General features: G+C 39.7%; 25 protein-coding genes, 4 tRNA genes and 1 pseudogene. 21 read left to right on the plus strand and 9 right to left on the minus strand.

All coding sequences use genetic code 11. The features are described from left to right. Window positions 1-11: 11 nt before the first annotated feature. From AC1M87_RS07590 to pilB, 3 genes are read right to left on the minus strand one after another with little or no spacing between them, the layout of a single operon-like run. Complete coding sequence (locus tag AC1M87_RS07590; RefSeq protein ID WP_481593365.1) at window positions 12-872, minus strand: prepilin peptidase; 861 nt, start codon at window positions 870-872, stop codon at window positions 12-14. Beyond that, entirely contained in the window at window positions 872-2,098 is a 1,227-nt protein-coding gene (locus tag AC1M87_RS07595; protein WP_481593366.1) for a type II secretion system F family protein, read from the minus strand. Before AC1M87_RS07595 ends, AC1M87_RS07590 begins: the two co-directional genes overlap by 1 nt. A gap of 20 nt (window positions 2,099-2,118) precedes the next feature. Then, complete coding sequence (gene pilB, locus AC1M87_RS07600) at window positions 2,119-3,828, minus strand: type IV-A pilus assembly ATPase PilB (RefSeq protein WP_035266015.1); 1,710 nt, start codon at window positions 3,826-3,828, stop codon at window positions 2,119-2,121. Between the two features lie 261 nt (window positions 3,829-4,089). Between pilB and tpiA the strand changes: the two genes are divergently transcribed. The 16 genes and pseudogenes from tpiA to AC1M87_RS07680 all read left to right on the plus strand — a co-directional run bounded on the left by tpiA (window position 4,090) and on the right by AC1M87_RS07680 (window position 15,979). After that, complete coding sequence (gene tpiA, locus AC1M87_RS07605; protein ID WP_035266016.1) at window positions 4,090-4,881, plus strand: triose-phosphate isomerase; 792 nt, start codon at window positions 4,090-4,092, stop codon at window positions 4,879-4,881. Between the two features lie 13 nt (window positions 4,882-4,894). Further along, window positions 4,895-5,224 (plus strand): preprotein translocase subunit SecG, encoded by a 330-nt coding sequence (secG, locus tag AC1M87_RS07610; RefSeq protein WP_035266018.1) that lies wholly within the window; start codon window positions 4,895-4,897, stop codon window positions 5,222-5,224. Between the two features lie 53 nt (window positions 5,225-5,277). Further along, window positions 5,278-5,362: transfer RNA gene (locus tag AC1M87_RS07615), tRNA-Leu, on the plus strand. A gap of 48 nt (window positions 5,363-5,410) precedes the next feature. Next, window positions 5,411-5,487 (plus strand) — tRNA-Met (locus AC1M87_RS07620). Window positions 5,488-5,568: 81 nt separating this feature from the next. After that, a tRNA-Met gene (locus AC1M87_RS07625) sits at window positions 5,569-5,645 on the plus strand. 91 nt (window positions 5,646-5,736) lie between these two features. Continuing rightward, window positions 5,737-5,813: transfer RNA gene (locus AC1M87_RS07630), tRNA-Met, on the plus strand. A gap of 202 nt (window positions 5,814-6,015) precedes the next feature. Further along, complete coding sequence (rimP, locus tag AC1M87_RS07635) at window positions 6,016-6,540, plus strand: ribosome maturation factor RimP (protein ID WP_035266019.1); 525 nt, start codon at window positions 6,016-6,018, stop codon at window positions 6,538-6,540. 39 nt (window positions 6,541-6,579) lie between these two features. Next, window positions 6,580-8,064: a transcription termination factor NusA gene (nusA, locus tag AC1M87_RS07640; RefSeq protein ID WP_481593367.1), complete on the plus strand. Its 1,485-nt coding sequence runs from the start codon at window positions 6,580-6,582 to the stop codon at window positions 8,062-8,064. A gap of 14 nt (window positions 8,065-8,078) precedes the next feature. Then, on the plus strand, window positions 8,079-10,793 hold the full coding sequence (gene infB / locus AC1M87_RS07645; RefSeq protein WP_035266024.1) for a translation initiation factor IF-2: 2,715 nt from the start codon (window positions 8,079-8,081) through the stop codon (window positions 10,791-10,793). Next, a complete protein-coding gene (locus AC1M87_RS07650) occupies window positions 10,793-11,197 on the plus strand; it encodes a ribosome-binding factor A (RefSeq protein ID WP_035266025.1) in 405 nt (134 codons plus the stop codon). Before infB ends, AC1M87_RS07650 begins: the two co-directional genes overlap by 1 nt. 151 nt (window positions 11,198-11,348) lie before the next feature. Further along, window positions 11,349-11,939, plus strand: a complete 591-nt coding sequence (locus tag AC1M87_RS07655) for a LemA family protein (protein WP_092766659.1) — start codon at window positions 11,349-11,351, stop codon at window positions 11,937-11,939. Between the two features lie 60 nt (window positions 11,940-11,999). Beyond that, window positions 12,000-13,034, plus strand: coding sequence for a TPM domain-containing protein (locus tag AC1M87_RS07660; protein WP_481593368.1), 1,035 nt, complete (start codon window positions 12,000-12,002; stop codon window positions 13,032-13,034). Further along, window positions 13,028-13,588: a TPM domain-containing protein gene (locus AC1M87_RS07665; RefSeq protein ID WP_481593369.1), complete on the plus strand. Its 561-nt coding sequence runs from the start codon at window positions 13,028-13,030 to the stop codon at window positions 13,586-13,588. The genes AC1M87_RS07660 and AC1M87_RS07665 overlap by 7 nt, the downstream gene beginning before the upstream one ends. 182 nt (window positions 13,589-13,770) lie before the next feature. Next, a pseudogene (locus tag AC1M87_RS07670) lies at window positions 13,771-13,885 on the plus strand (prepilin-type N-terminal cleavage/methylation domain-containing protein); the annotation flags it as partial. Beyond that, window positions 13,870-14,262 carry a pilin gene (locus tag AC1M87_RS07675; RefSeq protein WP_481593413.1) on the plus strand — a complete coding sequence of 131 codons (393 nt, stop codon included), beginning with the start codon at window positions 13,870-13,872 and terminating at the stop codon, window positions 14,260-14,262. The pseudogene AC1M87_RS07670 and the gene AC1M87_RS07675, both read left to right, overlap by 16 nt. Window positions 14,263-14,356: 94 nt before the next feature. After that, on the plus strand, window positions 14,357-15,979 hold the full coding sequence (locus AC1M87_RS07680; protein WP_481593370.1) for a PglL family O-oligosaccharyltransferase: 1,623 nt from the start codon (window positions 14,357-14,359) through the stop codon (window positions 15,977-15,979). A 36-nt stretch (window positions 15,980-16,015) separates the two neighbouring features. On the opposite strand, the gene bfr is transcribed toward AC1M87_RS07680, so the two are convergent. The 6 genes from bfr to gmk all read right to left on the minus strand — a co-directional run bounded on the left by bfr (window position 16,016) and on the right by gmk (window position 20,801). Further along, window positions 16,016-16,480, minus strand: a complete 465-nt coding sequence (bfr, locus tag AC1M87_RS07685; RefSeq protein WP_035264352.1) for a heteropolymeric bacterioferritin subunit Bfr — start codon at window positions 16,478-16,480, stop codon at window positions 16,016-16,018. 229 nt (window positions 16,481-16,709) lie between these two features. Then, window positions 16,710-16,904, minus strand: coding sequence for a bacterioferritin-associated ferredoxin (locus tag AC1M87_RS07690; protein WP_035264349.1), 195 nt, complete (start codon window positions 16,902-16,904; stop codon window positions 16,710-16,712). Between the two features lie 153 nt (window positions 16,905-17,057). Then, the gene (locus AC1M87_RS07695; protein ID WP_035264336.1) at window positions 17,058-17,441 is read right to left on the minus strand and encodes a RidA family protein; all 384 of its coding nucleotides are present in this window, start codon (window positions 17,439-17,441) and stop codon (window positions 17,058-17,060) included. 76 nt (window positions 17,442-17,517) lie between these two features. Next, window positions 17,518-19,620: a RelA/SpoT family protein gene (locus AC1M87_RS07700; RefSeq protein WP_481593371.1), complete on the minus strand. Its 2,103-nt coding sequence runs from the start codon at window positions 19,618-19,620 to the stop codon at window positions 17,518-17,520. A 203-nt stretch (window positions 19,621-19,823) separates the two neighbouring features. After that, entirely contained in the window at window positions 19,824-20,105 is a 282-nt protein-coding gene (rpoZ, locus tag AC1M87_RS07705) for a DNA-directed RNA polymerase subunit omega (RefSeq protein WP_035264331.1), read from the minus strand. A 75-nt stretch (window positions 20,106-20,180) separates the two neighbouring features. After that, entirely contained in the window at window positions 20,181-20,801 is a 621-nt protein-coding gene (gene gmk / locus AC1M87_RS07710) for a guanylate kinase (RefSeq protein ID WP_481593372.1), read from the minus strand. Window positions 20,802-20,935: 134 nt separating this feature from the next. On the opposite strand from gmk, the gene ispH reads away from it, so the two are divergent. From ispH to AC1M87_RS07735, 5 genes are all read left to right on the plus strand, one after another. Continuing rightward, on the plus strand, window positions 20,936-21,886 hold the full coding sequence (gene ispH, locus AC1M87_RS07715) for a 4-hydroxy-3-methylbut-2-enyl diphosphate reductase (RefSeq protein ID WP_092766665.1): 951 nt from the start codon (window positions 20,936-20,938) through the stop codon (window positions 21,884-21,886). 153 nt (window positions 21,887-22,039) lie between these two features. After that, a complete protein-coding gene (locus AC1M87_RS07720) occupies window positions 22,040-22,471 on the plus strand; it encodes a pilus assembly FimT family protein (RefSeq protein ID WP_092766666.1) in 432 nt (143 codons plus the stop codon). Next, entirely contained in the window at window positions 22,471-22,989 is a 519-nt protein-coding gene (gene pilV, locus AC1M87_RS07725) for a type IV pilus modification protein PilV (RefSeq protein WP_481593373.1), read from the plus strand. Before AC1M87_RS07720 ends, pilV begins: the two co-directional genes overlap by 1 nt. Next, on the plus strand, window positions 22,989-24,026 hold the full coding sequence (locus AC1M87_RS07730) for a PilW family protein (protein ID WP_481593374.1): 1,038 nt from the start codon (window positions 22,989-22,991) through the stop codon (window positions 24,024-24,026). The genes pilV and AC1M87_RS07730 overlap by 1 nt, the downstream gene beginning before the upstream one ends. Continuing rightward, window positions 24,023-24,766 (plus strand): pilus assembly PilX family protein, encoded by a 744-nt coding sequence (locus AC1M87_RS07735; protein ID WP_081403224.1) that lies wholly within the window; start codon window positions 24,023-24,025, stop codon window positions 24,764-24,766. The genes AC1M87_RS07730 and AC1M87_RS07735 overlap by 4 nt, the downstream gene beginning before the upstream one ends. The last annotated feature ends 4 nt before the right edge of the window (window positions 24,767-24,770 follow it).

The raw sequence follows: 24,770 nt of genomic DNA on the forward strand, positions 1-24,770 counted from the left end.
CTTATTTTAGCTTAACCGCCTAAATAAACCTTCATAATTTCGTTACCCCATAAGAATGCAATCCATCCAGCAATCGCAATATAAGGTCCAAAAGCAAAGGGCTGATTTTCTTTTTTGACTTTCATCAAAATGATGCCGATGATTGCACCGACTAAGGATGAAAGTAGGACAATGAGCGGTAATAAAAATGGACCCATCCATGCACCAAGCGCGGCCAGTAATTTGAAGTCGCCATATCCCATTCCTTCTTTGCCTGTCACGATTTTAAATAGATAGTACACCACCCATAAACAGAGGAAACCAATCAAATAACCCCAAATGGCGGAGGTAGGTGAGGTGTAGAGTGCATAGCTATTTATCGCTAAACCAAGTGCAGCCAAGGGGAGAGTATATCGATCGGGTAAAAGTTGTGTATCGAAGTCGATGAATGTGAGTGCGATCAGTGTCCACGTTAAAATTAAGCCAAAAAGCATTTGTAGGCTTGGACCAAATACCGCGACGACCACTAATGAGCAAACAGCAGTCAAAACTTCTACCAGTGGATAACGAATGCCAATCGGATTTTCACATTCACCACATTTTCCACGTAAAAATAACCAACTTATCACGGGGATATTTTGATACCAACGAATAGGTGTTTTACATTTCGGGCAGGTCGATGCAGGTTTACTTAGCGTGAGCTTATCTTCATCAATTATGGCTTGGTCGGGATGTAAAAACATCTGACAGTCTTGACGCCATTCTTGCTCCATCATTTTAGGTGTGCGGTAAATGACAACATTTAAAAAACTGCCGACACATAAGCTGATGATTCCTACAGTTAAATAGAGTGCTGTAGGCGATTGAATTAAATACGCAATTATTTCGTTCATTACACCACAGAACCCATTTGGAAGATTGGAAGATACATTGCGATGACTAAGCCGCCGACCAAGACACCTAGAATGGCCATAATCAAAGGCTCCATCATGGAGGTTAAGCCATCGACAGCATTGTCGACTTCACTTTCATAATGGGTTGCAACCTTATCTAGCATAGCATCGAGTGAACCCGATTCTTCACCAATCGCTACCATTTGCACAGCCATAGATGGGAATAAATTGGTCGAGCGCATAGCGAAATGAAGTTGTTGACCAGTCGCAACGTCGTCACGAATACGCATAACTGCTTGCTCATATACCACGTTATTCGTTGCACCAGCTGTTGATTGGAGTGCATCGATTAAAGGGACGCCGGCAGCAAATGTGGTTGAAAGTGTACGGCTATAACGTGCGATAATTGCTTTATAAACCAAATCACCAAAAATAGGCAGCCTTAAAGCCGTGCGATCTAATGCATCCGCAAATTTTTGACTACGTTTTTTGGCTTCAATAAAGCCGATAATGGTCAGCGCGATACCGATAATTAAAATAAACCAATATTTTTGCACCCACTCAGACATTGCCACTACGAGTTGCGTGAACGCAGGTAAGTCTGCGCCAAATGAGCTAAACATCTCAGAGAAGACAGGAACCACTTTGACCATCAAAATAATGGTCACAATAATTGCAACAACAATGACAGCAATTGGATACTTCATCGCTTTTTTAATTTTTTGTTTGAGAACTTCACTTTTTTCTTTATAAATCGCGACTCGATCGAGCATGGTTTCAAGCGCACCTGATTGCTCACCTGATTCTACCAATGAGCAGAATAAATGATCAAAATGCTGAGGATATTTGCGTAGTGCACCTGCAAAAGTATTACCACCTTCGACCTCAGTTTTAATACCCAAAACCACTTCACGCATTGCAGGATTATCTAAGCCTTCTGCAACAATTTCAAAGCTTTGAACAAGTGGTACACCTGCTTTCATCATGGTGGCAAGCTGACGCGTAAAGATGGTGATGTCCAAAGTAGACACTTTCTTCTTCATTAAGCCTTCAAGAATATTCTTGCGCTTCTCGCGGATACTACGCACCGTAATGCCTTGTTTGCGGAGCATGACTTTTGCAAGTTGAATATTACGCGCAGGCATTTCACCTTTAACTTTGGTACCCTTGCGATCCACGCCGTCATATACAAACGTTGGCATCATCTGTGCTTTTTTCACCGCCATAATGATTTCCTTATTTTTAATTATTCACTGGTCACACGATTCACTTCTTGTAAAGAAGTGAGTCCGTTCATGACCTTAATTAAGCCCGAACGTCGAAGATTCTTAAACCCCAGTCTTTCAGATGCAGCTGCAATCTCTAATGCATTGCCATCATCCATAATAATCTTCGAAATTTCAGGTGTCACTTTCATGACTTCATAAATACCGACACGTCCTTTATAACCATCACGGCACTCAGGACAACCGACAGGTTGATAAATTTTAAAATCTGGATCTGCTAAATCCTGTTCTGTGAATCCCATTTCTAACAAACTTGGTTTAGGAATATCAGCAGGTACTTTACAGTGTACACACAGTCGTCTAGCAAGTCGTTGAGCAATGACGAGATTCACCGAAGTTGCAATATTAAAAGAGGGAACCCCCATATTGCGCAACCGGGTTAAGGTTTCAGGAGCACTATTGGTATGAAGTGTAGACATCACCATGTGGCCTGTTTGTGCTGCCTTAATTGCAATTTCAGCTGTTTCGAGATCTCGAATCTCCCCGACCATAATAATATCAGGATCTTGACGCAGGAATGATTTCAATGCGACTGAGAAGCTTAAGCCCACTTTATAGTTGACGTTGACCTGATTAATGCCTTCTAAGTTAATTTCTACGGGATCTTCTGCTGTAGAGATGTTGGCATTTTCAGTATTTAAAATATTCAATCCTGTATAAAGCGATACTGTTTTACCAGAACCTGTTGGACCCGTAATCAGTAACATGCCTTGAGGCTTCTCAAGTGCCTCAAGGAATAAAGCTTTCTGATCTTCTTCATAACCTAATGCATCAATACCGAGCATTGCACTAGACGGATCCAAAATACGTAATACGATTTTTTCGCCAAATAGGGTTGGTAATGAGTTAACACGAAAATCAATCGCTTTAGTACGAGATAATTTAAGCTTAATACGGCCATCTTGCGGAATACGCTTTTCTGAAATATCCATTTGAGACATAACTTTCAAGCGTGAAGCTAATCGATTCGCGAGTTGCAATGGTGGATTTGCAATAGTTCTTAAAACACCATCAACGCGGTATCGAACTCGGTACGTTTTTTCATAAGGTTCGAAGTGTAAATCTGATGCACCCATGCGAATGGCGTCAACCAAAAGCTTGTTGATGTACTTAACAATCGGGGAATCATCACCTGAAGGACCATCATCGTTATTATTTTGCGGTGTATCGTTCTCGACCACGTTAACGTCAAGATCTTCATCACCGAAATTGAAATTCTCATTTTCAGAAAAATGCTTTTCGATCAGTTTTTCAAGTTTATTATGTTCTACAGTAATAGGAACGACGTTTAATTTACTATTAAATCGAATTGCTTCCAATGCTTCGATATCTGTAGGATCACTCGTCGCTACAAATAAAGATATACCTCGTTGATATAAAGGTAAGATTAAATGTTTTGTAACAAGATTTTCTGCAACGATATCTTTGGGTAGTAACTCAACATTATATGCATCTAAATCGAACAATGGCTCCCCAAACTCTTGAGCAACCATTTCAGCAATCGTATTTGCTCGTATTTTGAGATGTTCAACGAGGTAAGGTACTAATTTTTGATGAGATTTTTTTGAATTAATAATAGCATTTTGCATTTGCTGGGAGGTCAAAATGCCTTCATCAACCAAACGACGACTTAACCCAGAAAATTTTGGCCCACTTTGATCTAAAGTCATCCCCAATACGCCTTAAATTCATTTTATAATTCGAATATTAAAATTATACGGTTATAAGTAGAAAATTCTATACTTAAAATCATTAATATTATCCGAAAACTATGAAAAAATTGAATTTTTTCACTTATTCTGTTGGGTATTGTGTCTTATGTTGTCTTTTTTTAAAGAATTCTAGGTGCTGAATCTGTATCCATTGAATTTTTACGTTAATTTTTTAAAATCCGTGTAGAATGTGCGCATTTTTGATAGAAGGTTAGATCTATGTCGGGTTCGACAATTACTCCGTGGGTTGTAGGCAATTGGAAAATGAACCCAATGCAGGCTAACACGCAACAGCTTTTAGCTGATTTGAAACAACAGCTTGAGCAAGCTTCAATCGCCCATGATGTTTGTAAAATTGGTGTTGCGCCAACTTTATTGGCTTTACTCCAAGTAAAAAATGAACTTGCAACAGATGCTCATGAAGTGTTTGTGGTCGCTCAAGATGTATCACGTATTGCGGGTACTGGTGCATTTACAGGTGAAGTTAGCGCAGATCTTTTAAAGGATAGCCAAGTCGATTATGTATTAATTGGACATTCTGAACGTCGTGAAATATTTAATGACACACCTGCGATTCTTAATGAAAAAATAAAAAATGCTTTAGCTGCTAACTTACATATCATCTATTGTGTGGGTGAAAGCCTTGAACAGCGTGAAAGTGGGCAAGCTGAGCAAGTGGTGTTACAACAAATTTGTGACATTGCAGGTGTTGTGAATCCAGAGCAATGGGTGCATATTACCGTCGCCTACGAGCCAATTTGGGCAATTGGAACTGGTAAAACAGCTTCCCCGGATGATGCACAAGCAATGCATGCTAAAATTCGTGAAGGATTGAGTCAAATTACACCTGAAGGTCAAAACATAGCAATTCTTTATGGTGGTAGTGTAAAACCTGAGAATGCTGTTGAATTGGCAGCATGCCCTGATATCAATGGTGCCCTCGTAGGCGGTGCATCACTCAATGCAGAATCATTTGTTCAAATTGCGCAAGCATTTGCCCAATCAAAATAATTAGGAGTTCATCATGCAATCTTTTGTACTGGTGCTACACATCATTTTAGCGTTATTGATGATTATTTTAATTCTAGTACAGCATGGTAAAGGTGCAGATGCAGGTGCGTCTTTTGGCGGTGGCGGTGCAGCGACTGTATTCGGCGCTTCTGGTTCTGGTAACTTCTTAACTCGTTTAACCGGGATACTTACTGCTTTATTCTTTATCACAAGTATTAGCTTGGCTTACTTTGCGAAGCAGCAAACGACAGATGCTTATGGTTTGAAAACGATTAACACAACTGAGCAAGTTGATCAAAAATCGCCTGAAACTTCATCAACTGCACCAAAACCAGCTGAATAATTGAATATTTCGCTTTCAATTTTTCATTGAAACCACTAGAATGCGTCACAGCTGCGGTGGTGGTGGAATTGGTAGACACGCTACCTTGAGGTGGTAGTGCTTTCGGGCGTGGGGGTTCAAGTCCCCCCTTCCGCACCAACTTATAATCCAGAAGTTTAAGTTGGTGTTTGCAGCAAAATCTGTTGATGCGGGATGGAGCAGTCTGGTAGCTCGTCGGGCTCATAACCCGAAGGTCGTTGGTTCAAATCCAGCTCCCGCTACCAATCAATCCTATAATTAAGATGCAAACTTAAGATAGGCAACTTAAACAAAGTTTGAGTTGAGATATACTTTTTGCACGTTGATGCGGGATGGAGCAGTCTGGTAGCTCGTCGGGCTCATAACCCGAAGGTCGTTGGTTCAAATCCAGCTCCCGCTACCACTTTTGATTAAGGTGCAACTTAATCAAGTCTAATTAGAAAGTTTTTCTGATTGAAAAATGATTCAAATTTAGATATAATTTTGCACGTTGATGCGGGATGGAGCAGTCTGGTAGCTCGTCGGGCTCATAACCCGAAGGTCGTTGGTTCAAATCCAGCTCCCGCTACCAAGTTTCTAAAGAGGCTCACAACTAGGTGGGCCTTTTTGCACAGTGGGCATTGCTTTTCTGTGCAATAATGGGGGCGAATGCGCCCTTTTTTGTTATCTATCGTGTAGTGTGGACATCAATTGGTCAAATAATCATGCTATCACTATAGTTAGTCTGTGTCGGTCTGTTGGCCGATTGAATCGCACATAAATGACGAGAGTAAATGAAGTTATCAAATAAAACCCAAGCATTGTATGAACTGATCGCACCCGCTGTTGAGGCGTGCGATGTTGAACTATGGGGTTTAGAATTTACACCTCAGGGTAAGCGTTCGCTAGTACGTATCTACATTGACAAGCCTGAAGATCCAAACAAAGAACCTGTTATTTCCGAAGACGGTGAAATTGATCTTGGTCGTGGTGTGGGTGTGCAAGATTGTGTACGTGTTACCCAACAAGTTGGTGCAATCCTCGATGTTCATGATCCAATTTCTGGTGAATACGCATTAGAAGTTTCATCACCAGGTTGGGATCGCACTTTCTTTAAACTTGAACAGATGCAAGCATATATTGGTCAACAAGTTGCTTTACGTTTGATTTCTGCAGTGGATAACCGCCGTAAATTCCAAGCGAAACTGGTTGCTGTAGATGTAGAAAATGAAATGATCCAAGTTGAAGTTGAAAAGCAACAAGTGCTCGAGATCGATAGTCACAATATCGATAAGGCCAACTTGATCTACCAAGACTAAATTAATCTTAACTAAAAGAATTTGAATAGTAGGTGACTTATGGGCCGTGAAATTCTTACCGTTGCTGAGACGGTTAGTAATGAAAAAGGTGTTAGTCGTGAAGCGATTTTCGAAGCGCTCGAGCAAGCTCTAGTTGCTGCAACGAAGAAAAAATTCTACGAAGGCACAAATTCTGAAGAAGCACAGTTGCGCGTTGAAATCGATCGTAAGACTGGTGAATACCGTACTTTCCGTCAATGGACTGTAGTAGCAGATGAAGATCATGAAATGCCTGCATGCCAAGACGCGATTTCTGATGTGGACCCAGCGATATGGTCAATCGGTGATGTACGTGAGCTTGAAGTAGAATCAATTGAATTTGGTCGTATTGCAGCTCAAATTGCGAAGCAAGTTATTGTTCAGAAAATTCGTGAAGCTGAACGTGCGCTTATTGCAGATGCATATGAATCTAAAGTTGGTGAGTTAATTTACGGTGAAGTAAAGAAACAAACTAAAGATGGTTTCATCATTGACCTCGGTGAGAATGCGGAAGCATATCTTGCACGTGAAGAAATGATCGCAAAAGAAATTTTACGTCCTAAACAACGTGTAAATGCGATTTTATTTAACGTAAACCGTGAAGGTCGTGGTGCGCAGCTACAACTTTCTCGTGCTAAGCCAGAAATGTTAATGGCATTGATGAAAAAAGAAATTCCAGAAATTTCTGAAGAAATCATCGAAATTAAAGCTGCTGCACGTCAACCGGGTGTTCGTGCTAAAATTGCAGTGAAAACGAACGATCATCGTATTGATCCAGTTGGTGCATGTATTGGTATGCGTGGAACACGTATCCAAGCTGTACAGCAAGAATTAAATGGTGAGCGTATTGATGTTGTAGTTTGGTCAGATGATCCAGCTCAATATATCGCAAGTGCTTTAGAGCCAGCAGATGTATCGGGTATTGTGATTGATGAAGAAGAACGCACAGCAGATATTATTTTTGCTACAAGCGATCAATTGGCGCGTGCAATTGGTTCTCAAGGTCAAAACGTACGTTTAGCTTCTGAGTTAACTGGTTACAAGCTCAATATGATGCTTGAAGAAGAGTACCGTGCTCGTCAACAAAATGAAGCACAGCAATATCTCGATATGTTTGTAGGTCGTCTTGATATTGAAGAAGACCTTGCGATGGCATTGGTAGAAATGGGCTTTACTTCACTTGAAGAGATTGCTTACGTTCCAGCTGAAACATTTGATGAAATCGAATTAGATGCAGAAACGGTTGAGCTTTTACAAAGCCGTGCGAAAGAAGTTGCATTAGCAGATGCACTGAAAGAGCAAGAAAATATTCAAGAACCGAGCGAAGAGCTTCTAGCGATGGAAGGAATGAGTTCAGAGCTTGCTTATGCATTAGCGGCTCGCGGTGTAATCACAGTAGATGATTTAGCAGATCAGGCAACTGATGATATCTCTGATATCGAAGGTTTAGGTGCTGAGAAAGCAGGTCAATTGATCATGAAAGCACGTGAATCATGGTTTAATTAACGAGGAGGTCATACATGACGGATAAGTCAATTAAAGAGTTAGCAGTCAGCGTAGGTCTTCCAGTTGAAAAACTATTAGATCAGGTGCGAGATGCTGGGTTGCCTCAATCTAAGGCAGAAGACACAATCTCAGTAGAACAGCAAGACCGTTTAGTCGCTCATTTGAAAAAAGCGCATGGGCAAGACAGCGGCAGCGCAGGAAAAATCACGTTGAAACGTAAAACTACGAGTACTGCAAAAGTAGCAAGTACATCAGGTAAAGCTAAAACTATTAACGTAGAAGTTCGTAAGAAGCATACGTTCACTAAGCCAGATCCTGAACAAATTAAAGCTGAAGCATTGGCAAAAGCAAAAGCTGAAACTGAAGCAAAGGCACAGCAAAAAGTTGAAGTTAAACCAGCTCAAGCTGAGGAGAAAGCGCAACCTGCAGTAAGTAAAGCGAAAGCGAACTTAGATGCAATGCGTGCTGCAGCGAAACAATCGAGTGAGAAGCAAGAAGTTGCTAAAGCTGCGGTTGTGGTTAAGCGCAAGTCAACAAATAAACCGATTGTTAAACAAGCAACTAAGCCAACTGAAACTGCAGAACAGAAAAAAGCACGTGAAGCTGAAGCTGCTAAATTAAAAGCAGTCGAAGAAGCAGCACGTCGTAAAGCAGCTGAAGAAGCTCAACAACGTACGCTTGAACAAATGCGTCAGATGGCTTCTAAGTACTCTAATGAAGATGCAACTGCAACGATTCGTGTGGTCGATGATTCTCCATTGGCTGCTGGTCTTGTTGGTCAAGCATACGAAGATTCATTCGCGAAAGAAGACCGTGACATAAAGCGTGGTAATAACACACCAGGTGCACGTTCTCCTAAGAAAGGTGGTCGTCGTGGTCAAGAAGAGCAATCTTTCCGTGACAACTCTCATAAACGTGGTTTGAAATCAAGCCAAGCTAATAAACATGGTTTCGAGAAACCAGTTAAAAAGCAAGTTTATGATGTTGAAATCGGTGCAACTATTGTTGTTGCTGACCTTGCTGCAAAAATGGCGATTAAGGTTCGTGAAGTAATTAAAACACTCATGAAAATGGGTGAGCTTGTCACTCAAAACCAATCAATCGACCAAGATACAGCAGTTCTAGTGGTTGAAGAAATGGGTCATAACCCAGTTCTAGTATCAGATACTCAAGCGGAAGATAACTTGCTTGAAGCGGCTGAAGAAGCACGTGGTGCACAAACAACGCGTCCACCAGTAGTTACTATCATGGGTCACGTTGACCATGGTAAGACATCGCTTCTTGATCGTATTCGTCGTGCGAAAGTAGCGCAAGGTGAAGCGGGCGGTATTACACAGCATATCGGTGCTTATCACGTTACAACGGATAAAGGTATTATCACTTTCTTAGATACTCCGGGACACGCAGCATTTACTGCGATGCGTTCACGTGGTGCGAAAGCAACTGATATCGTTGTATTGGTGGTCGCAGCTGATGATGGTGTTATGCCACAAACAGCGGAAGCGATTGACCATGCTCGTGCAGCAGGTACGCCAATCATTGTTGCAATCAACAAGATGGATAAAGAATCTGCTGATCCAGATCGCGTATTGAACGAATTGACAACTAAAGAAATCGTGCCTGAGCAATGGGGTGGTGATGTACCTGTCGCAATGGTTTCTGCGCACACGGGTGCAGGTATTGATGAACTTCTTGACTTGATCTTAATTCAATCTGAACTTCTAGAGCTTAAAGCTTCTGAAGAAGGTGCGGCTCAAGGTGTTGTAATCGAAGCACGTGTTGATAAAGGCCGTGGTGCGGTTACTTCGATTCTTGTTCAAAATGGTACATTAAAAGTAGGTGACCTTGTTCTAGCTGGTGCATCTTACGGTCGTGTACGTGCGATGACTGATGAAAATGGTCAACGTATTAAGTCTGCAGGTCCATCGATTCCAGTTGAAATCTTAGGTCTTCCAGAAGCGCCAATGGCTGGTGACGAAGTTCTTGTTGTAAATGATGAGAAGAAAGCACGTGAAGTGGCTGATGCGCGTATGGATCGTGAACGTCAAAAACGTTTAGAGCGTCAATCTGCAATGCGTCTTGAAAACTTAATGGCTTCTATGGGCAAAAAAGATGTGCCGATTGTGAATGTTGTTCTGAAGACAGATGTTCGCGGTACATTGGAAGCGCTTCATGTTGCATTGGCTGAACTTTCAACTGATGAAGTGAAAGTGCGTGTCATTGGTTCAGGTGTTGGTGCGATTACTGAGTCTGATGTCACACTTGCAGAATCTTCAGAAGCATTCTTATTAGGCTTTAACGTTCGTGCAGATAATACAGCGCGCCAAAAAGCTGACGCAGATGGTATCGACATCCGTTACTACTCAATCATTTACCAATTGATTGATGATGTGAAAGATGCAATGAGTGGTAAGCTTGCACCAGAACATCGTGAAACAATTCTTGGTGTGGCTGAAGTGCGTGAAGTATTCCACTCGAGTAAGTTTGGTGCTGCAGCAGGTTGTATGGTTCTTGAAGGCTTATTACACCGTAACAAACCAATTCGTGTCCTTCGTGATGACGTGGTCGTGTTCCAAGGTGAACTTGAATCACTTCGCCGTTATAAAGAAGTGGTTGAAGAAGTTCGTGCTGGTATGGAATGTGGTCTTGCAGTCAAAGGCTATAAAGACATCAAAGTGCTCGATAAAATCGAAGTCTATGATGTTCAATTAATTAAACGGAGTCTTTAATGGCGGGTAGTCAACGTCTTAAGCGTATGGCGGACACGGTTCAGCGTGAATTGTCTGAACTCATCCGTCAGGAGCTGAAAGATCCACGCTTAGGTGGTCTTGTGACCATCTCAGCGGTGAAAGTGAGCCCAGATTTAGGCTATGCTGAAGTTTATGTCACGGTCATGGGGCGTGAACTTGGTGATGAGCAAAGTGAAGCAGCAAATAAAGATACTCTAGATGTTTTAAATAAAGCATCAGGTTTTCTGCGCCATGAGCTGAGTCGTCGTATTAAGACACGTATCACACCTCGTTTACGTTTCCATTATGATAAAACTAATGCATACGGAAACTACATGTTTGGTCTAATTGCTGAAGCTGTGAAGGACTTACCTCCAGCTGACGATAAAAAAGACGAAGAGTAATTTCAAACAAAAAGCCACCTTAGGGTGGCTTTTTTTATCTTAATGTTTTTATATAAATTAAAGCCATAAAATAAATGCTACATTCAATTTTGAATTTGCGTATACAATATTTTTAATTAAACAAATACAAATAAATAATGAGGTTGATGTCATGCAAATTTTAAAAAAATCAGCTGTTGTGCTCGCATTATCAAGTTCCTTGCTTTTCACAGGTTGTGGGTACAATACACTTCAAGCGAAAGATGAAGCGGTAACTGCATCATGGTCTGAGGTACAAAACCAATACCAGCGTCGAGCAGACCTTGTTCCGAATTTGGTGAATGTAGTTAAAGGATATGCAAAACATGAAGAACAAGTTTTAACTGAAGTCACAGAGGCACGTGCAAATGTTGCAGGGCTCAAAGTTGATAAAGAGGTTCTTGAAAATCCTGAACTATTCAAGCGTTATCAAGAAGCGCAATCGCAAATGACAAGTGCATTATCACGTTTGCTGGCAGTGACTGAAAACTATCCAGATCTTAAAGCGAATGAGCAATTCCGTGATTTGCAGGTACAATTAGAGGGTACAGAAAACCGTATAGCAGTTGCGCGTAATCGCTATATTTCTACCGTCCAAGATTACAACACCTATGTTCGTCAATTCCCACAAGTCGTAACTGCGAAAGTAATTGGCATGGATGCAAAAGAAAACTTTAGTGCTGAAGCGAGTGCACAAAAGGCACCGAATGTTTCTTTTGATTAAATCAAAGATTTGAAGTTGATGAATATGAGCATAAGAACTCAGCATCTTAGACACAACAGTATGAAATTGATTTCATGGCTATTTGTCTTTGTGATGACCTGTACATTGCAAACAGTTCATGCAGAAACTGCAACAGCAGTAGATCATGAGTCTGACACGATTGTGCTGGGAAAAGTGATTCAACCCAACTCAACAAATCCATCATCAAGTGCTCAGCAAAATAAACCAACATCAGTATCTCCTGTTACTGTTTCAAATGATATGCAGGAAGGAGACTCACAACGTCAACTTCCTACATTAAATGAACCTGTGATAGATCAGGCGAATATACTTTCTCCTCAAGAAAAGTCAGAACTCGATACAATAATTCGCGGTCTATATAATGAGGGTAAGGCTCAAATTGGGATCGTCATTGTTCCGACAACTGGTCAGGAAGGTATCTTTGATTTTGCAATGCGGACTGCACAGACTTGGGGGTTAGGTTCTGCTCAACAAGATAATGGTTTATTAATCGCAGTGGCGATTAATGATCGAAGATTACATATCGCAACAGGTTATGGATTGGAAGGTGTGATTCCAGATATCGTTGCGAGTCGAATCATTCGCGAACAAATCACCCCTTATTTTAAAGTCAATCAATTTGGACAGGGTTTAATTGCAGGGGTCAGAGAAATTGAACGAATCGTTAACCTTGATCCGGAAATTGCCCAGCAAGCTGCTGAAGAACTGAAACTTAGACAAGAACAAGCCTTAAAAGTGCAATATGCAAAGGAAAAGACATTTAACACGGTATTATTTATTTTAATCGCTGGTGTGATTGGTTCTTTTATTATTGGTAATCGTTTAAGTGCTTCGGTCGCGGGTGTTACTGCTTTTGCTGCGAGTATGATTTATGGTTCAGGGATTTTAATCAGCTTAATTGTGGGTATTGGAATTTTCTTTTTATTATTTACATCAATCGCACAGTTGATTTTCCAAGCATTTTTATCTGGCGGAGGACGCGGCGGCGGTGGCGGTCGAGGCGGATTTGGCGGTGGTGGATTTAGTGGTGGTGGTGGTGGCTTTGGTGGGGGAGGTGCGTCAGGCTCATGGTAACAAAAACTGAAACGACAGAAATTATCACTGAACCTAAGTTGCAACAAGCATCTCAACCGAGCTTCAAGCGCTGGATTAGGCACTTTTGTTATTTGCCTGCGTCTAAACGTTATTTTTCCAAAATGGATCAAAATGCGATTGCAGAGGCAGTGAAACAAGCGGAGCAAGGTCATGTTGGAGAGATCCAAGTGGTCATAGAGGGATATATTCCATGTGCCTTGGCTTATTCAATGAATACTCGTCAGCGCGCCGAACAACTTTTTGCTGAATTAGGTGTATGGGATACAGAATTTAATAGTGGTGTACTGATATATTTAAATCTATGTGAGCAGAAAGTTGAAATTGTGATTGATCGTGGAATTCAAAAGGCAACAACGCAACAAGATTGGCAAGCAATCTGTGATCACATGATTAATGAGCTAAAAAATAAAAATTATAAACAGGGTGTTATTGTTGGCGTAATGGAAGTTGGGGGAATTTTGAATCGTTTTTACGATGATAAAGTGCAAAATTTGGAAAATGAGCTCAGTAATCAGCCAATTATTTTAAATTGATTTAAGAAAAGTGACAAAAAATGTCACTTTTTTACATAAATTAACATTAAAAATAAATTTGAAAAATATTTATTGGCAACCTTGAATCGTTATCCGAAAATAGCATCAGTTAGTTAGCAACAACAAAATCTATTTTGGGGATAGGTTGTTAACTTTGAACTTAAAAAATTAGGAGAGATGTTATGAACGCTCAAAAAGGTTTTACTTTAATCGAGTTAATGATTGTTGTTGCAATTATCGGTATTCTTGCTGCGATTGCGATTCCTCAATATCAAAATTACATTGCTCGATCACAATTTGCTGAATCACAAACACTTTTAAATGGTGTAAAAACTGCTGCTCAAGAAAAAATTGATCAAGGTGCTGCATTTGGTACTTCGATCGGTGCTTCTACTGCGACAACTAATGCATTAGGAATACAATTAGATGGTAAGTATGGAGATATTGCTACAGCTAAGGGTACCAAAGGTGCACCAGCATGGGATGGATCAACAGAGGCATACGCTGTTTCATATTTCTTTAATGACACTGTAAATAAAAACCTAAGAGATAAAAAGGTTGTATTTACATACAATCAAGCTTCAGGTAAATGGGCATGTAACACAGATGTACCACAACAATTCGCTAATAACTGTCCAGCAATTGGTGTTGTTGAAGAAGAAGAAGAAGATTAATTAATGTAATCCAAGACATCCTCATCAGAGGATGTCTTTACTGTAAATTTTTAGAGTTTGTATTAAAATTAATTTTTTATTAAATACTCAAGAAATGAATTACATTAATGTTGCTTTAGTGGCACTTTCTTATTTGATATCTTATCATCGTTCTCCTTGGCCGACTTTTGGCTCAGAAATATTAACTTTTATTGCAGCATCATTTTTATTGTTAGGCTTAGCAAAGTTTAAACTAAACATACCAAAACCACAGCTTTATTTATTGCCATTTTTAAGTATTCCACTCATTCAATTTATTTTTGGACAGAACATCTATTTCAGCAATGCTTTATTTAGTTTTGCGTATATTCTGTTCTTTGTATTGATGGTCATTGCTGGGTATCAACTTTGCCTTGAGCAGAAAAATAGAGAACAAGTATTTAAAATTACCTGTTTAACATTTATTTCCGTTGGCTTCATTTCCGCTATATTCGCGATGCTTCAATGGCTCCAGTTGAATTGGATTTTAGGCGATGTCATTTATCCACTAAAGGGAACTAGACCTTACGCCAATTTAGCTCAACCCAATAACTTAGGGACTTTACTTTTTTTAGGGCTACTGAGTTCGCTCTATCTATTTGAAAAACGATTACTTTCCAATCTTTATCTTATACCAATCGCATTTGTTATTTTATTGGGAATTGTTTTAGCACAATCCCGAACAAGCATTATCGTTTGTGCTTTTATCGTGATCTATTGGTTAATCAAACAATTCAAAAAACAGAATCGATTTTCATTGACTCATTTAGCTTTTTGGTTAGGTGTATTTGTACTCTTAACACTGAATTTAACGATGATCAACCAGTTGATCTTTTCTATTGGTGATTCAGCTTTAGTTGTGCAAAGTTCCGCAGCAAACCGTGCTGTCCAAGGTATGGGCGATATTCGTCTTGATATGTGGCAACAAATGATAGCTGCGATTCTGCATCAACCATGGTGGGGATATGGATGGAATCAAACAGGCTTAGCACAATATTATATTACCGATACCTTCCAAGTTTCACTTTGGTATAAAAGTGCACACAACATGATTCTAGATCTGTTGGTCTGGAATGGTTTGATTTTAGGTGGGTTTATTCTTCTGTACTTTACAGCTTGGCTACTGTGGCTCAATAAAGGGGTGAAGGATAATATCTCGATCATTGCAACATTAATGGTATGTGCAATCCTCATTCATGGCATGTTAGAGTTTCCTTTGCATTATGCTTATTTTCTACTTCCAGCAGGTTTCTTACTGGGCATCATTCAGGCGCAATATAAAAATTTGCCTTCAGTAAAAATGAATGGTCGAGTGTTCGCAGTGATTGCTCTTATCACGATTGTGGGGGCTTTAGTTACGACACGGGATTATTTTTTATATAAAGAGCAAAGTGTACTCGCATCAAAGACTGAAGCTTTAACAGTAGATCAACAACACACCATGCAAAAGCAAATTTGGTTGATTACCCAATTTAAAGAGCGCGTGTGGTGGATCGGATTAGATCCTAAAACTGAAATGACAGAACAACAACTTGCTGATCTAGAGCGAATGGTTGCAAACTTGGCATCAAAATATGATTTACATAAGTATGCACAAGTGTTGGCTTTTAATGGGAAGGAGCAAGAAGCGAAGCATCAGTTATGGATTTTAGAAATATTGCATAAGCAGCATATTGAGTATGATGAGTTATTGAAATAAAAAAATCCCCAAAAGGGGATTTTTTTATTTCAATCATTAAATTTGGCTTTGAATATAATTCTCTACACCAACTTGATCGACAAGATCGAGTTGAGTGGTCGCCCAATCTAAATACTCTTCTTCTTTTTCTAAAATCTCTTGTACTAAATCACGTGTAACATAATCGAGTTGTTCTTCTGCTAATTTCACAGCAGTTTGAATCGTTTCAATATTTTCTTTTACTTTCCGAACATCGCATTGCAGCACTTCAATGGTGTGTTGACCAATATAGAGCTTACCCAGATGTTGAAGATTTGGAAGACCTTCTAAAAATAAAATGCGTTCAATGATTTTATCTGCATGCTTCATTTGGCGGATAGATTCTTTATATTCCGCTGAACCGAGTTGTTCGATGCCCCAATCATTAAACATGCGTGAGTGTAAAAAATATTGGTTGATGGCTGTAAGATGGTGGTAAAGCACCTGATTTAACTGATGAATAACGTCACGGTTGCCTTTCATGATCTTAGCTCCAAACTCAAAATTCAGCCTATCATAGAAGGCTATCGATAGAGATTATCTTAACCCAACTTGCTAAAGTCTGACGAGTAATTTATTGAACAGCAAATGAAAATCGCAATCAAATACACTTTTTCAAAAAATAACCCCGCTGAGTCAAAGCGGGGGGAGAAATTGGAAATCTGAATTATAGTTATAGAATGAGTTCTTATTATTTTTAGCACATTCTGAATTAAGCGGCGATTGAAATTCTGGCAGCTATTTCAGCAAGTTCTTCATTAATAATACTGCGTGCTTCAGGAACACAGCGTCCGCAACAAGTGCCTAGATCAAGCAAGTCACGAATTTCACGATAAGATTCAGCGCCATTTGCCATAGCATCTTTAATATCTTGATCTGTAATTCCACGACATAAACAAACGTACATTTCTGCTCAACCACAAGGATAAATGCGATAGTTGATATTATTGATAATTATTATCGTTTGTCAATGAAATTCATTTAAAAATGCTGTTTAATTCATCGATTTTCTAGATAAAAAAATACCACCTCATAGGTGGTATTTTTTAAGATATTGAAATTATTTAGAAATAATCACAACACCATCCATTTCAACCAGTGCGCCTTTAGGTAAACTTGCAACGCCTAATGCTGCACGCGCTGGATACGGCTGAGCGAAATATTCACCCATAATTTGGTTTACCAATTGAAAGTGAGATAAATCAGTGAGGAAAATATTCAGTTTGGCAATATCAGCTAAAGAACCACCAGCAGCTTCACAAACTGCTTTTAGATTATCAAAAACACGACGAATTTGAGCTTCAATGCCCTCAACCAATTCCATGCTATATGGATCTAATCCAATTTGTCCTGAAAGATAAAGTGTATCGCCGACAAGAATGGCTTGAGAGTAAGTACCAATTGCAGCAGGTGCATTTTCAGTATGAATGACTTGGCGGGACATCTATTTCTCCATTATTCAAATCTAGCTTCATCATAAAGGATGAACACTATAGGTGAAAGCTCTAATCTGTATTTGTTTAGCAGGCTTGTGAGACTTCTTCAACGGCAAGAGGGGCTGACATGCGTGAAATACGCGGAAAACCAAATTGCATGCGGAGTTCACGAATGATTTGCGCAATTTGCTGACGACTATGAACAACAATACTCAGATAGGTTTTTGATTCGTATTGTCGAACGGACTCGATTCCGATTTTTGATTTACGACAGATATAAATCAGTTGTGAAATTTGCTCATCACTTAATAATAGATCGATACACAAGTAAGCATTGAAGTTGATTTCTGATTCACCTTCATCTTTCCAGTGCAACGGCATAATATTTTCAGGGTGTAACTGTTGTTCGTGTAGAAGGTTCTTACAGCGAGCACGGTGAACAATAAGACCGCGGCGAGATAAATGTCCCTGAATAGGGTCGCCTAGCACTGCATTACAACAATGGGCATATTTTACATCTACACCATCAGTACCTAAGATCAGGCGACTTGATGCTTGATCTTGATGATGATCTTGAGCAAAGAGATGGTTCGCCACAAGTTGTGGGAGCAAATCACCTACAGCAATTTGTTCAAAAAGTTGATTCTTGCTTGGAATATGGCGCCATTGTAATAGTTCAGTCCAATTTTGATCGGTTAGATCATGAATAGAGGTATTAAATAACTTTAATGCACGATTTAAGGCTTGTTGACCGACAAGGCGCTGTTCATCAATATCTTGATCTCGCAAAATATTTTGAATAGAGCGTCTGGCTTTTTGAGTGTTGATAAAGCTCAGCCAATCCGGGTTGGGTGAAGCGAGAACATCGGTAATCACCTCAATGACTTGACCACTTGAGAGTGGTGTAGAAAGCGGTTTGATTTCACCATCAATTTTACAGCCGACGGCATGGTTACCTAAGAACAAGCTTGCAGAGTAGGCGAAATCTACTGCTGTAGCTCCTTGTGGTAACTCATGTAAGTGACCTTGAGGAGTATAGACCCATATTTTTTCTTGATGTAGATAATCCAATAGATCATTAAACGTGGTCTTTGCACAGTCGCCACCGACTAAGGTATGCAAATTCTGCATAGATGCCTGAATGGCAGATCGGCATGTTTGAGGAGCATTTTCACCTAATACCACACCAAATCGCGCAGCCTTACGCATAAGTTCAGTTTGAATGGTGAGCGAAAGCGTGGTTTTCTCGCCTTTCAAACGAAGCATCAAGGATTGATTGCCACCAGGAAGAGGGCGGCGGATATGATCTTGGTAATTTAAAACTTGGAAATTATCTTTTAACAACTCAACTAAACGATCGCAATCGGCAATGGTCTGGAGTACGATTTCAAACGCATGACTATGTGTGAGTTCTTGAAGGTTAATTTCGTTTTTAACAAAGTGGCGTAATAATTCAATGTTATTGTTTTTCTTTTTAATCCGCCCAGGAATATTGGAGTTTTCCAAGAGATCGCTCAAATGCTTTTCCCAAATGGCTTGGTACTTACAGCGTTGCGGTTTGGTTTGCGCCAAAGCATCTTGTACATCATTGAACATATCTAAATCAAGATTTTGATAGCAGAGGTGTTCAAGATTGTCAGCCATTTCATTCATGCCGACCAAACGCGCCATTGGCACAAATATATCAAAAGTTTCTTGTGCAATACGGGCACGTTTATCCGGTCTTAAAGCTTCCAAAGTCGTCATATTATGGTAACGATCTGAAAGTTTAATGATGATCACACGAGGATCTTGTAATGTGGCTTGTAGGATTTTTCGGAATGAGGCTGCTTTATTATATTCTTTGTCACTAGAGTGGCTTAATTTCGTAACACCATCGACCAGCTCAGCCACTGTTTTGCCAAATTTTTCAGTAATGTCTTCTTTGCTAAAGTCGGTATCTTCAATGACATCGTGCAGTAGTGCTGCCATCAACGTTTCTGGGTCTAGGCGCATATGCGCCAGAATACAACTTACGGCTATCGGATGCAGAATATAGGGTTCACCGCTTTTGCGTGTAATACCATCATGCGCCATGTCAGCATAATCGCAGGCCACAAGTACTCTGTCGACGTCCTTTTCAGATAAATACGCGTCGATGATGACTTTTAGCTGTTGCTTAGCTTGGCTGACCAATGGGCCTGGCATACTACACCTTTGAATCCGTGGAAGAGAGTAAAAAGTAAAAGACTTTACTAAAAATTCATATTGCTACAATGCTCTATTTTTAAATAGAGAATAGATCTAATTTTTTTAACAAATTTTTTCAATTTTGTCGAATCATTCTCTAAAAAAATTCAATAAAAAAGCCTAGTCATTGGACTAGGCTCTTTTAAATGCAGGTCTTAAGCTTATTGGAAAGAAAAACCATCTAAGTTTAAGTTATTTGCAGAAAGTGCTAAATCTAAGCTAGACGTTTGATAATCTTGCTCACGTTGTTTCAAGATATCTTTAGTGACATGACCTTCAGCGATTTCACGTAAAGCAACCACTGTTGGTTTGTCATTGTCCCATTCTACAGTTGGTTCGATACCTTGACGAGCAAGTTGACGCGCGCGTTTGCTTGCCACTAGTACAAGCTCAAAGCGGTTGTCTACATGGTCTAAACAATCTTCAACGGTTACGCGTGCCATAAGAGTTCTCGTATGTATGAAATTTTTTAACAGACTGCGCAGTATAAAATGCTTTGTCTATAGACTCAAGTTTAATCACGAATTCGGTGTGATTAATTTTTGAATTAAATCTTTATGTCGGTGAGCCTGTTGTGATAATGAAAGACGGTTCGCATTAATGACAGACTCAAGATCATGTAAAGCTTTATTAAAATCATCATTCAAGATGATGTAATCGAAGTTTACGTACTGTTGCATATCTTCTACCGCACAACTTAAGCGATGTTCAATCACTTCAACAGAATCTGTACCGCGGTTTGATAGGCGTTGGCGAAGATCAAATTGAGTAGGTGGAAGAATGAAAATTTGTTTTGATTCAGGAAAAAGTTGGCGAACCTGTTCTGCACCTTGCCAATCAATTTCAAGTAAAACATCATGACCTTTTGCAAGTTGTTCTTTTACAGTCGCTTGTGAAGTGCCGTAGTAGTTACCGAAAACTTCCGCGTATTCGATGAAACCACCTTGATTCACTTGCTCAATGAAAGATTCTTTGCTGGTAAAGTGATAATGCACACCATCTAATTCACCAGGACGTTGACCTCGAGTAGTGTGTGAAACAGAAACGTGTAAATTGCTTACGCGCTCAAGTAGGGCTTTAACTAATGATGTTTTGCCAGTTCCAGAAGCAGCTGAAACGACAAACAAGAGACCCGACATGATATTTTTCCTGATATGATAAAATATCTTCTCTATTTTAGAGCAGAGTGCTTTTAAACTAAATAGCAATTCGCATTTGTTTTAAAAAATATTCTGATTCATTGACCAAATTTTAGCGATCGTTTGAGGGTCTTATGGAAATTGTTTTAGCTAATCCACGTGGTTTCTGTGCTGGTGTAGACCGCGCTATTGCGATCGTTAATCGTGCACTTGAAAGCTTTAATCCTCCGATTTACGTTCGTCATGAAGTGGTACATAACAAATTTGTTGTGGACGATTTACGCCAACGTGGTGCAATTTTTGTAGATGAATTAGATGAAGTTCCTGATGACAATATCGTGATTTTTAGTGCACATGGTGTATCAAAAGCTGTGCAGCAAGAAGCTGAGCGCCGTGGACTAAAAGTATTTGATGCCACATGTCCTCTCGTGACAAAAGTGCATATCGAAGTCACAAAATATGCGCGTGAAGGGATAGAAGCCATTCTGATTGGTCATGAAGGGCATCCAGAAGTTGAAGGTACAATGGGTCAATATGATCTGAAAAATGGTGGTGCAATTTATCTGGTTGAAGATGAGGATGATGTTGCTGCTTTACAGGTGAATAATCCTAATAAGTTAGCATTTGTCACTCAAACGACACTTTCAATTGATGATACTGCAAAAGTCATTGATGCTTTACGTGCTAAATTCCCAGCCATCCAAGGGCCACGTAAAGATGATATCTGTTATGCAACTCAAAACCGTCAAGATGCGGTCCGTGATTTAGCGACTCAATGTGATGTCGTTTTAGTGGTTGGCTCTCCAAACTCCTCGAACTCTAATCGTCTTCGTGAGTTGGCAGAGCGAATGGGTAAGCATGCTTATCTCGTAGATAATGCGGATGAGCTGAAAAAGGAATGGTTTGCTGAAACCACTAAAATTGGTGTTACCGCAGGTGCTTCAGCACCTGAAATTTTGATTAAACAAGTGATTCAGCGTCTACAAGATTGGGGCGCTACGTCACCACAGGAATTAAATGGGCGAGAGGAGAATATAACCTTTAGCTTGCCTAAAGAATTGAGAATTCAAGTTACTCAAGCTTAATAATGAATTATCAATGACATAGCAGGGTAAGTGAACAGATTGCAAAAGTGTGATCTTATCCTCATTTTCATACCATTTGTCACAACTGTGTTGGCTTTATTATTATAAAATATTACTTTTGTAACATTAATAAATAAATACAAAAGTTTGAATATGAAAGACTTACAACGGGGCTTTACCATTATTGAGCTGTTGATTACCACAATTGTGCTATCAATCACAGCAACCATGGCTATTCCATCTTTTAAAAATATTGTTGCGCAATATCGCCTAAATTCAGATGTACGTGAATTATCAAGCGTGCTGATGATGGCGCGTAATCAAGCAACATTGTTAAGAAAAGATGTGACTGTAGATCTTCAGTCGAATCAATCAGATAGCAATACAATCTTTCATTGGACACCCAAAGCGCAAAATAAATTGACTTCATCACAAGAAAAAGTCACATTCTGGATGGATGGGGGAATTTCTGACTTTACATCTGACATAAATTTTTCTATTTGTAATAAGGTGTTAGGTGTTTCTAAAACGATAGCAATTACAAGAATGGGAACACAATATTTAAAAGCAGAGGGGACATGCTAATGCGTGCTGCGCAACAGGGGGTAGGAATGATTGAAATTCTAGTTGCCTTATTGGTTTTGGCCATTGGGGTATTGGAGTTTTCATTTTTACAAATGCGCGCAATTGATGCTTCACATGAAGCAATGTCTAAATTACAAGCCATGAATTTAGCGCGTGACTTATCTGAGAAGATACGTGCGAACTCAAATGCTTATACTCAGTATCAAGCCAGAATAAATGCAGAAACACAAACAACTACAGCCAAATCATGTGTGCAAAAAGGAACGACGAATCCATGTGTTCAAGCAGCCGATTTTGCCCATTATGATGCTGCCCAGATAATAAAAAATGCCAATGGTCTTGGTATGAGTATCAAAATGCCGAATTGCCAAGTCAGTAATAATTTGCAATCTCGCCGATGCATTTACGTAGCCTGGGGAAAAACAAAACCTATCGATGATGCTTCTGCAAAAGATGCATGTACCCATGGTGGAAGTTATTTACCAAAAGCGCAATGCATCGTTATGGAGCTTTATTGATGCAGCATCTTAGGTATACACAAAAAGGTTTGACGCTAGTCGAGCTTATGATCGCTTTGGTGCTTGGATTATTGATTACCGCTGCTGCGGTACATCTGTTTTTTACAGGGCAGATGGGATTCACGATGCAGAAAGGGATGTCGGAGGTTCAAGATAACGGCAACTTTGGTCTGCGCTTTCTTACTTATGAAATTCGTAAAGCAAATTATGGTCAAGTAAATATCATTAATGATCGTTTGACGCATGGTGGCATTGTTATCACTTCAGCTCAGTCTCCAGTGGTGCCTACATCTGGTGATTTGGCATTTAATGCGACCAATATTCCCGTCAATATTTCACGAAATATTCCAAATACGGAGGTTGTGCCTGTATCGCAATCTGGTATGCCGAGTAATATAGAGTTGGTTTCAGCTGAATCTTCACAACCTGCTCAAGCGGGAATGAGCGACCAATTGGTCATGCAGTTTTATGCTGATACACAAGGTGTGGATTGTGAAGGTAATAATTACGATGCTGGACGATATATTGTTCAACGTTTTTTTCTACGTAAAGATGCAAATGCAAATATACAAAAAGAACCACACGATGCATTGGTCTTGGCCTGTGAAGCAGGGTGGTACACGCGTAACAGCACTCAAATTTTAAAAAATTTTAATAATAAAAAGACTGTCTTTGGAACAACGAATGGTGAAATTTTGATGCATCGTGTTGATCACTTTCACTATCTGTTGGGGATTTCTAATGACGATAATACGGCACAGCAAAGATATATAAGTATTGAAGATTATAAAAAGCTCAATGTTTATCCACGTCCACGCATCAATTCAATACAGGTCGGTTTATTAGTAAGGTCATCTGAAAATGTAGGTCAAAATCAAGCAATTTCTCCTCATCAAACATTTGAAGTTCTAGATCAAAAAGTAAAATTAAAAAAAGTACAAAAAACCGTCGCGACTAAATTTATTCGACAAGTCATTACACAAACGATCGCGATTCGAAATGGTATGAGTGTGATGGATTCAGCGGAGGGCTTATGATTCAACATCAACGTGGTGCAACGCTGATTGTGGTACTGATTATGTTAGTTCTGCTCACCATTATTGGTACTTGGGCGATTCGACAAAGTATGGTGAGTTTGAATATCACCACCAACAGCCAAGCGCAACAATTGTTAATGCAATCTTCCGATACTGTTTTTTATCGATTGGGGCATGGCGGCTATGCTGCCTCCAGTGGTAACCCTCTGAGCTTAATTGGTTACTCGATTCAGAATGAAGGTGACGAAGTCGTATTCTGTTTTAGAAACCAATCCAATAGTGCGATGTTTAATGTTTCCAACAGTAGTGTATTGCGTTGGAATGAAGCAATGAGTGATGTCTCAGTCGATGGTGTTTCTGGGTTTTGTTCCTTATCAAATGATGGGGATTATGCCAGTGCTCGTAAGGCGCAATTAACTCAGGTATCTGTAATCGTAAGCCCTCCATCAGACAGTGATCATGATATCCCACTTTCAAACGCAAACGTTGGAACTGACACTGAAAGTATAGGACAACCTTCTGATACTAAAAAAATAACAGTCTATTCAACATCGCTCTTACCCGCATTGTCTTCGACAGATTTAACGGATGAAATCCATCTTTGTTTGCGCCGACCACACACAGCACCATTGGTGGGTAATGCACAAACCATTTCATCTTGTTTAAAGGATATTGGTGTGCCGTATAACACCCAAATTCAAAGTTACATTTTTGATGCTTATCAGCGCGCTGAATCTTAATGGG

The organism is Acinetobacter sp. 24-47-62 (genome assembly GCF_056779765.1).

Excerpts from the sequence above, each read along its gene's own strand:
- AC1M87_RS07590 (WP_481593365.1), bottom strand. The coding sequence starts at position 872 with ATGAACGAAATAATTGCGTATTTAATTCAATCGCCTACAGCACTCTAT.
- AC1M87_RS07595 (WP_481593366.1), bottom strand. The coding sequence starts at position 2,098 with ATGGCGGTGAAAAAAGCACAGATGATGCCAACGTTTGTATATGACGGC.
- pilB (WP_035266015.1), bottom strand. The coding sequence starts at position 3,828 with ATGACTTTAGATCAAAGTGGGCCAAAATTTTCTGGGTTAAGTCGTCGT.
- tpiA (WP_035266016.1), top strand. The coding sequence starts at position 4,090 with ATGTCGGGTTCGACAATTACTCCGTGGGTTGTAGGCAATTGGAAAATG.
- secG (WP_035266018.1), top strand. The coding sequence starts at position 4,895 with ATGCAATCTTTTGTACTGGTGCTACACATCATTTTAGCGTTATTGATG.
- rimP (WP_035266019.1), top strand. The coding sequence starts at position 6,016 with ATGAAGTTATCAAATAAAACCCAAGCATTGTATGAACTGATCGCACCC.
- nusA (WP_481593367.1), top strand. The coding sequence starts at position 6,580 with ATGGGCCGTGAAATTCTTACCGTTGCTGAGACGGTTAGTAATGAAAAA.
- infB (WP_035266024.1), top strand. The coding sequence starts at position 8,079 with ATGACGGATAAGTCAATTAAAGAGTTAGCAGTCAGCGTAGGTCTTCCA.
- AC1M87_RS07650 (WP_035266025.1), top strand. The coding sequence starts at position 10,793 with ATGGCGGGTAGTCAACGTCTTAAGCGTATGGCGGACACGGTTCAGCGT.
- AC1M87_RS07655 (WP_092766659.1), top strand. The coding sequence starts at position 11,349 with ATGCAAATTTTAAAAAAATCAGCTGTTGTGCTCGCATTATCAAGTTCC.
- AC1M87_RS07660 (WP_481593368.1), top strand. The coding sequence starts at position 12,000 with ATGAAATTGATTTCATGGCTATTTGTCTTTGTGATGACCTGTACATTG.
- AC1M87_RS07665 (WP_481593369.1), top strand. The coding sequence starts at position 13,028 with ATGGTAACAAAAACTGAAACGACAGAAATTATCACTGAACCTAAGTTG.
- AC1M87_RS07680 (WP_481593370.1), top strand. The coding sequence starts at position 14,357 with ATGAATTACATTAATGTTGCTTTAGTGGCACTTTCTTATTTGATATCT.
- bfr (WP_035264352.1), bottom strand. The coding sequence starts at position 16,480 with ATGAAAGGCAACCGTGACGTTATTCATCAGTTAAATCAGGTGCTTTAC.
- AC1M87_RS07690 (WP_035264349.1), bottom strand. The coding sequence starts at position 16,904 with ATGTACGTTTGTTTATGTCGTGGAATTACAGATCAAGATATTAAAGAT.
- AC1M87_RS07695 (WP_035264336.1), bottom strand. The coding sequence starts at position 17,441 with ATGTCCCGCCAAGTCATTCATACTGAAAATGCACCTGCTGCAATTGGT.
- AC1M87_RS07700 (WP_481593371.1), bottom strand. The coding sequence starts at position 19,620 with ATGCCAGGCCCATTGGTCAGCCAAGCTAAGCAACAGCTAAAAGTCATC.
- rpoZ (WP_035264331.1), bottom strand. The coding sequence starts at position 20,105 with ATGGCACGCGTAACCGTTGAAGATTGTTTAGACCATGTAGACAACCGC.
- gmk (WP_481593372.1), bottom strand. The coding sequence starts at position 20,801 with ATGTCGGGTCTCTTGTTTGTCGTTTCAGCTGCTTCTGGAACTGGCAAA.
- ispH (WP_092766665.1), top strand. The coding sequence starts at position 20,936 with ATGGAAATTGTTTTAGCTAATCCACGTGGTTTCTGTGCTGGTGTAGAC.
- AC1M87_RS07720 (WP_092766666.1), top strand. The coding sequence starts at position 22,040 with ATGAAAGACTTACAACGGGGCTTTACCATTATTGAGCTGTTGATTACC.
- pilV (WP_481593373.1), top strand. The coding sequence starts at position 22,471 with ATGCGTGCTGCGCAACAGGGGGTAGGAATGATTGAAATTCTAGTTGCC.
- AC1M87_RS07730 (WP_481593374.1), top strand. The coding sequence starts at position 22,989 with ATGCAGCATCTTAGGTATACACAAAAAGGTTTGACGCTAGTCGAGCTT.
- AC1M87_RS07735 (WP_081403224.1), top strand. The coding sequence starts at position 24,023 with ATGATTCAACATCAACGTGGTGCAACGCTGATTGTGGTACTGATTATG.